The organism is Streptomyces sp. NPDC054847 (assembly GCF_053610925.1).
Map to the genome: position 1 here is coordinate 22079 of NZ_JBSGZJ010000034.1, position 9878 is coordinate 31956.

At 71.2% G+C, this 9878-nt stretch carries 7 protein-coding genes and 1 tRNA gene; 7 read left to right on the forward strand and 1 reads right to left on the reverse strand.

The window, feature by feature from the left end:
• Window positions 1–51: 51 nt before the first annotated feature.
• Window positions 52–123 (reverse strand) — tRNA-Arg (locus tag ACWGH4_RS06775).
• 330 nt (window positions 124–453) lie between these two features.
• Here ACWGH4_RS06775 and ACWGH4_RS06780 point away from each other — a divergent pair.
• From ACWGH4_RS06780 to rho, 7 genes are all read left to right on the forward strand, one after another.
• On the forward strand, window positions 454–927 hold the full coding sequence (locus ACWGH4_RS06780) for a response regulator (protein ID WP_453456561.1): 474 nt from the start codon (window positions 454–456) through the stop codon (window positions 925–927).
• A 163-nt stretch (window positions 928–1090) separates the two neighbouring features.
• The gene (gene nrtL / locus ACWGH4_RS06785; RefSeq protein ID WP_453456548.1) at window positions 1091–2242 is read left to right on the forward strand and encodes an ArgS-related anticodon-binding protein NrtL; all 1152 of its coding nucleotides are present in this window, start codon (window positions 1091–1093) and stop codon (window positions 2240–2242) included.
• A 23-nt stretch (window positions 2243–2265) separates the two neighbouring features.
• Window positions 2266–3657: a diaminopimelate decarboxylase gene (gene lysA, locus ACWGH4_RS06790; protein ID WP_441264199.1), complete on the forward strand. Its 1392-nt coding sequence runs from the start codon at window positions 2266–2268 to the stop codon at window positions 3655–3657.
• 100 nt (window positions 3658–3757) lie between these two features.
• On the forward strand, window positions 3758–5047 hold the full coding sequence (locus tag ACWGH4_RS06795) for a homoserine dehydrogenase (protein ID WP_453456564.1): 1290 nt from the start codon (window positions 3758–3760) through the stop codon (window positions 5045–5047).
• A gap of 7 nt (window positions 5048–5054) precedes the next feature.
• The gene (gene thrC, locus ACWGH4_RS06800; RefSeq protein ID WP_441264200.1) at window positions 5055–6125 is read left to right on the forward strand and encodes a threonine synthase; all 1071 of its coding nucleotides are present in this window, start codon (window positions 5055–5057) and stop codon (window positions 6123–6125) included.
• A gap of 339 nt (window positions 6126–6464) precedes the next feature.
• The gene (gene thrB / locus ACWGH4_RS06805) at window positions 6465–7382 is read left to right on the forward strand and encodes a homoserine kinase (RefSeq protein WP_453456553.1); all 918 of its coding nucleotides are present in this window, start codon (window positions 6465–6467) and stop codon (window positions 7380–7382) included.
• A gap of 404 nt (window positions 7383–7786) precedes the next feature.
• Complete coding sequence (rho, locus tag ACWGH4_RS06810; protein ID WP_453456555.1) at window positions 7787–9847, forward strand: transcription termination factor Rho; 2061 nt, start codon at window positions 7787–7789, stop codon at window positions 9845–9847.
• The last annotated feature ends 31 nt before the right edge of the window (window positions 9848–9878 follow it).

The window sequence follows — 9878 nt, forward strand, 5'->3', positions numbered from 1 at the left end:
CGGCCTCAGCGTTTCCGCTGGTGACGGGGTCTTTGGGCACCTCATACAGGGTGCCCCCGGCAGGATTCGAACCTGCGCACACGGCTCCGGAGGCCGTTGCTCTATCCCCTGAGCTACGGGGGCGTGCGCCGCGCTGCTGCGTGGCGACGGGTAGAACCCTACCAGCTCCCGAAGGGTCATCGTGAACAGGTATTTCGGGTCCTGGGGAACGGGTTTCCGAGGGGCCGCGGAACGGGTTTCCCCGGTCCGGGCCGGCCGGCCGGGCAGCGCCCCCAGCACACTGCCGCAGCCCGGTCCGATCCGCCTGCGGACCTGCCGCGTGGAGCCCCGCCCCCGTACACGATCAACCGTCCACCCGCCTCCCTCCTTCCCGCCCTTCGCCCGCACGGGTCGGAAGTGGGCAAAACCCGGACGCAGCCCTGTCCGCGGACCTACTCTCGAGTTGTGTCCGGCGTGTCCGGCCGAGTGCTCGTTGTCGATGACAACCGGGTGATTCGGCAGCTGATCAGGGTCAACCTCGAGCTGGAGGGCTTCGAGGTCGTGACCGCGGCCGATGGTGCCGAGTGTCTGGATGTGGTGCATCAGGTGCAGCCGGACGTCATCACGCTGGACGTGGTCATGCCCAGGCTCGACGGCCTGCGGACCGCCGCCCTGCTGCGGGACGACCCGCGCACCCGGCACATCCCCCTCGCGATCATCAGCGCCTGTACGCAGTACGAGGTCGACTGCGGTGTCGCCGCCGGGGTCGATGCCTTCCTCGCCAAGCCCTTCGAGCCGGCCGAGCTCGTGCGGGTCGTGCGGCAGTTGATGCACCGGGAGCCCAGGGACCCCAGGGGACCCCGGGATGCCCGCGAGTCCGGGGAGGGTGGCCCGCCGGCCGTCGACGGCAGGCACGAAGCCGGGCGGGCGGAGAGCGCCAGAGGGTGACCGCGCCCTTGACCACGGCGTGCCGGAGACCGGCGGCGCCCCCGACTGCCGCCCCCACCTCCGCGCCCGCGACCACCGTCCGCGCTACCGCGCCCGCCCCCGCAGTGCCCGCATGGCGAAACCGGTTCGCGGAGTGCCCCCCTTCCTCCCATACGCTTGTCCCGTGACCCCCGCAGAGCTCTCCCGTACCGTGCGGCACGCCGTCTGCCGTGCCGTGGAGGACGGTGCGCTGCGCGTCGACGCCCCCGGCGTCGTCAAGATCGAGCGGCCCCGCCCCGGTGGGCGCGGGGACTACGCCACCGGGATCGCGCTGAGGCTGGCGCGGCAGGCGGGACGGCCGGCCGTCGAAGTGGCCGCGGAGCTGGGACACCGCATCGCCGCCGCCCCCGGAATCGCCGCCGTCGACATCACCGGGCCCGGCTTCCTCAACATCACCCTCGAGTCCGACACCCAGCAGCGGCTCGTACGGGACGTCCTGGAGCGCGGCGAGAAGTACGGCTGGACCGACCTGACCGGGGCCGTCGAGCAGCCCACCTACCGCGCCGACGTACGAGCAGCCGTCATGGCCGACACCCTGCGCCGGATCCTGCTCTCGCAGGGCACCCTGAGCCGGACCTTCTGCGAGGGCGCCGCCGACCCCGCCTGGGCCGAGCTCGGCGTACGCATCGAGGCCCAGCACGCGCAGGGGCGGCTCCGTACGGACGTCGCGCCCGTTCCCGCCGCCGACGACGCGTCCACGCTCCTGCGGCGCCTCGGCGTGGACGCCACCCGGTGGGGACTGCTCGCCCCCGCGGCCCACGACCGGCCCCTGACCGACCGCCCCACCCCCGACCGCCCCACCACAGACGCGTCCCCTGCGGCCCGCCCCACCCCGGCCGACCGCGACGCCGGCAGGGCCGCCGGCCCCACCCCCCACCCCCTCCTTCTCCAGCACGAGCGCAACCCCCTCTTCCGCGTGCGCTACGCCCACGCCCGCGCCCGCGCCCTCTCCCGTAACGCCGCGCAGCTCGGGTTCGCCGGCAGCCCGGACGAGCATGTGGACGCCCCCGCTCTCACCGCCGCCATCGGCGATCACCCCGCCGTTCTCGCGGACGCCGCCCGACTCAGGGCGCCCGACCGGCTTGCCCGGCATCTGGAAGTCACCGCCGACGCTTTTCTCTCCTTCCAGAGCAGCGGCCGGCACAGCGTGCTGCCCGTCGGGGACGAGAAACCCTCGGCCGCCCACCGTTCCCGGCTCGCTCTTGCCGAAGCCGCCGGGACGGTGCTCGCCGGTGGCCTGTCCCTGCTCGGTATCAGCGCGCCCGACCATCTGTGAGACGTGAGAGAGACCAGATTCCGATGAGCCGATCCGCACACCCCGCCGGTCCCCGTCATGCCGATGTCCTCCCCGAGGGGCACTACACGGCACCGCCCACCGACCTGAACGCCCTCGACCCGAAGGTGTGGGCCGACACCGTCACCCGTAACGCCGACGGTGTCGTGTCCGTCGGCGGGATCGAAGTGACCAGGCTGGCGGAGGAGTTCGGCACCCCGGCCTACTTCCTCGACGAGGCCGACTTCCGTGCCCGCTGCCGCGCCTGGGCCGACGCCTTCGGCAAGGACGCGGACGTGTTCTACGCGGGCAAGGCGTTCCTGTCCCGGGCGGTCGTCAGGTGGCTGAAGGAGGAGGGGCTCAACCTCGACGTGTGCTCGGGCGGTGAGCTGGCGACGGCGCTGGCCGCCGGGATGCCCGCGGAGCGCATCGCCTTCCACGGCAACAACAAGTCGGTGGAGGAGATCGAGCGGGCGGTGAGCGCCGGCGTCGGGCGGATCGTGCTCGACTCGTTCCAGGAGATCGTCCGGGTCGCGCACATCGCCCAGAGCATGGGCAAGCGGCAGCGGGTGCAGATCCGGGTGACCGTCGGCGTCGAGGCCCACACGCACGAGTTCATCGCCACCGCCCACGAGGACCAGAAGTTCGGCATCGCGCTGGCCGGCGGTCAGGCCGCGGAGGCCGTGCGGCGGGCGCTGAGGCTGGACGGGCTCGAGCTGATCGGCATCCACTCCCACATCGGTTCGCAGATCTTCGACATGGCCGGCTTCGAGGTCTCCGCCCGCCGGGTCGTGCAGCTGCTCGCCGAGGTGCGGGACGAGCACGGTGTCGAGCTGCCCGAGATCGACCTCGGTGGCGGCCTCGGTATCGCGTACACCTCCGAGGACGATCCGCGTGAGCCGCACGAGATCGCGAAGTCGCTGACCGAGATCGTCACCCGTGAGTGTGAGGCCGCCGGGCTGCGCTCGCCCCGTATCTCCGTCGAGCCGGGCCGTGCGATCGTCGGGCCCACCGCCTTCACCCTGTACGAGGTCGGCACCGTCAAGCCGCTCGAGGGACTGCGTACCTACGTCAGCGTCGACGGTGGCATGTCGGACAACATCCGTACCGCGCTGTACGACGCCGAGTACAGCGTCGCCCTGGTGTCGCGGACCTCCGAAGCCGCTCCGATGTTGAGCCGGGTCGTCGGCAAGCACTGTGAGAGTGGCGACATCGTGGTCAAGGACGCGTTCCTGCCGGCCGACCTCGCGCCCGGCGATCTGATCGCCGTGCCGGCCACCGGCGCGTACTGCCGTTCCATGGCCAGCAACTACAACCACGCACTTCGCCCGCCTGTCGTCGCCGTCGCGGACGGCGAGGCACGGGTGATCGTCCGGCGTGAGACGGAGGAAGATCTCCTGCGTCTCGACGTCGGATAGTTGAGATAGATGTCTCGCATGCCGGACGGAGGGCAGAAACTCCGGTTCGGTGGGTGAGACTGGTCCACATCCAAGAAGTAATGAGAAGCGAGGTCGGATGATGCGTACGCGTCCGCTGAAGGTGGCGCTGCTGGGCTGTGGAGTGGTCGGCTCAGAGGTGGCGCGCATCATGACGACGCACGCCGACGACCTCGCCGCGCGTATCGGCGCCCCGGTGGAGCTCGCCGGGGTCGCCGTGCGCCGGCCGTCCAAGGTGCGCGAGGGCATCGACCCGGCGCTCATCACCACGGACGCGACCGCGCTCGTCAAACGCGGCGACATCGACGTCGTCATCGAGGTCATCGGCGGCATCGAGCCGGCCCGCACCCTCATCACCACCGCGTTCGAGCACGGCGCCTCCGTGGTCTCCGCCAACAAGGCGCTGCTCGCCGAGGACGGCGCGACGCTGTACGCCGCCGCCGAGCAGCACGGCCGCGACCTGTACTTCGAGGCCGCCGTCGCCGGCGCGATCCCGCTGATCAGGCCGCTGCGCGAGTCCCTCGCCGGCGACAAGGTCAACCGCGTCCTCGGCATCGTCAACGGCACGACCAACTTCATCCTCGACAAGATGGACAGCTCGGGGGCGGGGTACTCGGAGGCGCTGGACGAGGCGACCGCCCTCGGATACGCCGAGGCCGACCCGACCGCCGACGTCGAGGGCTTCGACGCGGCCGCCAAGGCCGCCATCCTCGCCGGGATCGCCTTCCACACCCGGGTACGGCTCGACGACGTCTACCGCGAGGGCCTCACCGAGGTCACCGCCGCCGACATGGCCTCCGCCCGCCGCATGGGCTGCACCGTCAAGCTCCTCGCGATCTGCGAGCGGGCGGCGGACGGGCAGTCGGTCACGGCCCGCGTGCACCCCGCGATGATCCCGCTCAGCCACCCGCTGGCGTCGGTCCGCGAGGCGTACAACGCCGTCTTCGTCGAGGCCGAGGCCGCCGGGCAGCTGATGTTCTACGGCCCCGGCGCGGGCGGTTCGCCCACCGCGTCCGCCGTGCTCGGCGACCTCGTCGCCGTGTGCCGCAACAAGCTCGCCGAGGCAACGGGGCCCGGCGAGTCGGCGTACACCCAACTGCCCGTGAGCCCCATGGGCGACGTGGTGACGCGCTACCACATCAGCCTCGACGTGGCCGACAAGCCGGGCGTCCTCGCCCAGGTCGCGACGGTCTTCGCCGAGCACGGCGTATCCATCGATACGGTGCGCCAGCAGGGCAAGGACGGCGAGGCCTCTCTCGTCGTCGTCACCCACCGCGCGCCCGACGCCGCCCTTTCCGGGACCGTCGCGGCGCTGCGCAAGCTCGACACCGTGCGCGGTGTCGCCAGCATCATGCGTGTTGAAGGGGAGTAAGGGACCCATGACCACCAACGGCACCCACCAGTGGCGCGGCATCATCGAGGAGTACCGGGACCGTCTTCCGGTCACGGACACGACGCCGGTCGTCACGCTCCGTGAGGGTGGCACGCCGCTCGTCCCGGCGCAGGTCCTCTCCGAGCGCACGGGCTGCGAGGTGCACCTCAAGGTCGAGGGCGCCAACCCCACCGGGTCCTTCAAGGACCGCGGTATGACGATGGCCATCACCCGGGCCAAGGAGGAGGGCGCGCAGGCCGTCATCTGCGCCTCCACCGGCAACACCTCCGCCTCCGCCGCCGCGTACGCGGTGCGCGCCGGGATGGTGTGCGCGGTCCTCGTGCCGCAGGGCAAGATCGCCCTCGGCAAGATGGGCCAGGCCCTCGTGTACGGGTCGAAGATCCTTCAGGTCGACGGCAACTTCGACGACTGCCTGAACCTCGCCCGCAGCCTCTCGGAGAACTACCCCGTGGCGCTGGTCAATTCGGTCAACCCGTACCGGATCGAGGGTCAGAAGACCGCCTCCTTCGAGATCGTCGACGCGCTCGGCGACGCCCCCGACATCCATGTGCTGCCCGTCGGCAACGCCGGCAACATCACGGCGTACTGGAAGGGGTACAAGGAGTACTCCGCGGACGCGATGGCCTCCCGGACGCCCCGCATGTGGGGCTTCCAGGCGTCCGGTTCGGCGCCGATCGTACGCGGCGAGGTCGTGAAGGACCCGTCGACGATCGCCACCGCGATCCGGATCGGCAACCCCGCGTCCTGGACGCAGGCGATCGCCGCACGCGACGAGTCCGGCGGTTTCATCGACGAGGTGACGGACCGTGAGATCCTGCGCGCCTACCGCCTGTTGGCGTCGCAGGAAGGCGTCTTCGTCGAGCCCGCTTCGGCCGCGTCCGTCGCCGGTCTGCTGAAGGCCGCCGAGCAGGGCAAGGTCGACCCGGGTCAGAAGATCGTGTGCACGGTCACCGGCAACGGGCTGAAGGACCCCGACTGGGCGGTCGCCGGAGCGCCCCAGCCGGTCACCGTCCCGGTCGACGCGGCCGCCGCGGCGGAGCGCCTCGGTCTCGCGTAGCCGCCGGCGCGGCGTCTGGCGTGAACAGGGCGGCTCGCGGCCCTGATCCGGCCGGAAGACCGCTTGCGCCCGTCCGGTTGCCCTACTGGAAAGTATGGCAACCCGGACAACGTCACACGTAGAGGCACAGGAGGCTCGCGACACGCATCGTGCGCCTCCTGTGCGCCCTATGTCGCAGGTGAACCTTCCTTCGATAGGCTGTACCCGAACCCGGCCCGCCGCATATGCGCGGTGTCGTTGCCGTCGCGGTGTTTCCACCGCCGAGGCCCACGGGTATTCCTGCCTCTCGAACCAATCGTGTACATCCCGCAGTTCAGAACCAAGGAGAGTCGTCGAGCGATGGCCGGTCCAGCGTTCCGCGCCGCCGCCGTCCGGGTGCGCGTCCCCGCAACCAGCGCCAATCTCGGTCCGGGCTTCGATGCCCTGGGGCTGTCGCTCGGTCTGTACGACGACGTGGTCGTCCGGGTCGCGGACTCCGGTCTGCACATCGACATCGCCGGTGAGGGCGCGTCGACCCTGCCCCGGGACGAGAACCACCTGCTGGTACGGGCCCTGCGCACGGCCTTCGACCTGCTCGGCGGTCAGCCGCGCGGCCTCGAGGTCGTCTGCGCCAACCGCATCCCGCACGGCCGCGGTCTCGGCTCCTCCTCGGCCGCGATCTGCGCCGGCATCGTCGCCGCCCGCGCCGTGACGATAGGGGGCGACGCGAAGCTCGACGACGTGGCGCTGCTCGAGCTCGCGACCGAGATCGAGGGCCACCCGGACAATGTCGCCGCCTGTCTGCTCGGCGGTTTCACCCTCGCCTGGACCGAATCGGGAGCGGCGCGCGCGATCAGGATGGATCCCGCCGATACCGTCGTTCCGGTGGTTTTCGTTCCGTCCAAGCCGGTGCTCACGGAGACGGCCCGCGGGCTTCTCCCGCGCACCGTCCCGCATGTCGACGCCGCCGCCAACGCCGGCCGGGCCGCTCTCCTCGTCGAGGCCCTGACCAGGCGTCCTGAGCTGCTGCTGCCCGCCACGGAGGACCGTCTCCACCAGGAGTACCGGGCCCCGGCGATGCCGCAGAGCGTCGATCTGGTGAACCGACTGCGCGCCGACGGCGTCCCCGCAGTCATCTCCGGCGCGGGCCCCACGGTGCTCGCGCTGGCCGAGGACAGTGCGGCCGACAAGGTCGCACGGCTGGCGGGCGAGGGGTGGGCGGCCAACCGGCTCGCCTTCGACGCCGCGGGTGCGAGCGTTCTGCCGCTGGCGCCCTAGGGACACACGATTGCCACACGATTGCCGGTGAGAGAGAGGGGGAATGTTTGTTGGAGCCGGTAGTGTTAACCTCAAGTCAGCGGCCGTCGTCCTCACGACGCGGCGCTTTGCGTCCCTCATCGGGACCACCATTCTTCCGGGAGCCTCCCCAAACTGCCTGAGCAGCCCGCCTGAGCAGTTTCGAGCACGCTCCGGAACCGGCACGACACCCCTCGCTTTTTCCAGGAGTGGGCCGAGCAGGGGGACCTCGGGCCGGACCTTGCACGTATGCATGTATCTCTCTCCGCCGTCAATTCTCCGGCGGGACCACCGCTCCGGCACGGCCCACACCCGGGACCGAAGCCGGACAGCACAACCGGTCGCCGAGCCAGAAGGCCGACGTCCGCTCCAGGGAAGGACCCTTCGTGAGCGACACCACCGATCTGATGGGCGTGACTGCCGACAACAACGTCGACAACGCCGCGCCCGCCACAGGTGCTGCCTCGGGCACCACCTCACGGCGCCGCCGCTCCGGCACCGGCCTCGAGGGCATGGTCCTGGCCGAGCTGCAGCAGGTCGCGTCCGGCCTCGGCATCAGGGGCACCGCGCGTATGCGCAAGAGCCAGCTGATCGAGGTCATCAAGGAGGCGCAGGCCGGAGGGACCTCCCCGGCGAAGAGCGCCGACGCGGGCGCCGCCGAGACCCCCGCCAAGCCCAAGCGCCGCGCCACGTCCAAGACCCGCACGGGTGACGAGGCCGCTGCCCCCGCCGCTGAGAAGGCGGAGAAGGCCGACAAGCCCGAGAAGGCTGTCGCCCAGCAGCAGATCGACATCCCGGGGCAGCCGGGTGGGGGCCCCTCCCAGGCCGCAGGCTCTGGGGGAGACGACCAGCCGGCCGGTGAGCGCCGTCGCCGTCGCGCCACGGCGCAGGCGGGCAGCCCGGACACCCGCACCGAGGCCCGCGGGGACACCGCCGTCGAGGTCAAGACCGACGTCAAGACCGACGAGCGCCCCGAGGCCAAGGCGGACACCGCCGTGGACACCGCCGAAGGCCGTCGTGACCGCCAGCGCGGCGACCGCGCCGAGCGTGGCGACCGGGGCGGCGAGCGCGGGGACCGCGGCGAGCGCCGTGAGCGTCAGCGTGACCGCCGCGGCAAGGGCGACGACCAGCAGCAGGGCGGCCAGCGCCAGCAGCGTCAGGGCGCCCAGCAGAGCACCGGCCCCCAGGACGACTTCGACGACGAGGCCGGTGGCCGTCGCGGACGCCGCGGCCGCTACCGCGACCGCCGTGGCCGCCGTGGCCGTGACGACTTCCAGGCCGGCGAGCCGCAGGTCTCCGACGACGACGTCCTGATCCCCGTCGCGGGCATCCTGGACATCCTCGACAACTACGCGTTCATCCGGACCTCCGGCTACCTGCCCGGCCCGAACGACGTGTACGTCTCCCTCGCCCAGGTCCGCAAGAACGGCCTGCGCAAGGGTGACCACGTCACCGGCGCCGTGCGCCAGCCCAAGGACGGCGAGCGCCGCGAGAAGTTCAACGCGCTGGTCCGTCTGGACTCCCAGAACGGCATGGCGCCCGAATCGGGCCGCGGCCGCCCCGAGTTCAACAAGCTGACCCCGCTGTACCCGCAGGACCGACTGCGTCTCGAGACCGACCCGGGCGTGCTGACGACCCGGATCATCGACCTCGTCGCGCCGATCGGCAAGGGCCAGCGAGGCCTGATCGTGGCCCCGCCGAAGACCGGTAAGACCATGATCATGCAGGCGATCGCCAACGCGATCACCCACAACAACCCCGAGTGCCACCTGATGGTCGTCCTGGTCGACGAGCGTCCGGAAGAGGTCACCGACATGCAGCGGTCGGTGAAGGGCGAGGTCATCTCCTCGACCTTCGACCGTCCCGCCGAGGACCACACCACCGTCGCCGAGCTGGCCATCGAGCGCGCCAAGCGTCTCGTCGAGCTGGGTCACGACGTGGTCGTCCTGCTGGACTCGATCACCCGCCTCGGCCGCGCCTACAACCTGGCGGCCCCGGCCTCCGGACGCATCCTGTCCGGTGGTGTCGACTCGACCGCGCTCTACCCGCCGAAGCGCTTCTTCGGTGCCGCGCGCAACATCGAGGACGGCGGCTCGCTGACCATCCTGGCCACCGCGCTGGTCGACACCGGCTCGCGGATGGACGAGGTGATCTTCGAGGAGTTCAAGGGCACCGGCAACGCGGAGCTCAAGCTCGACCGGAAGCTCGCCGACAAGCGCATCTTCCCGGCGGTGGACGTCGACGCGTCCGGCACCCGTAAGGAAGAGATCCTGCTCGGCAGCGACGAGCTCGCCGTCACCTGGAAGCTGCGTCGTGTGCTGCACGCACTCGACCAGCAGCAGGCGATCGAGCTGCTGCTCGACAAGATGAAGCAGACCAAGTCGAACGGCGAGTTCCTGCTTCAAATCCAGAAGACGACTCCGTCCGCCGGCAACGGCAACGACTGAGAGAGCTTCGCCACAGCCGCCGGGCCCGTCA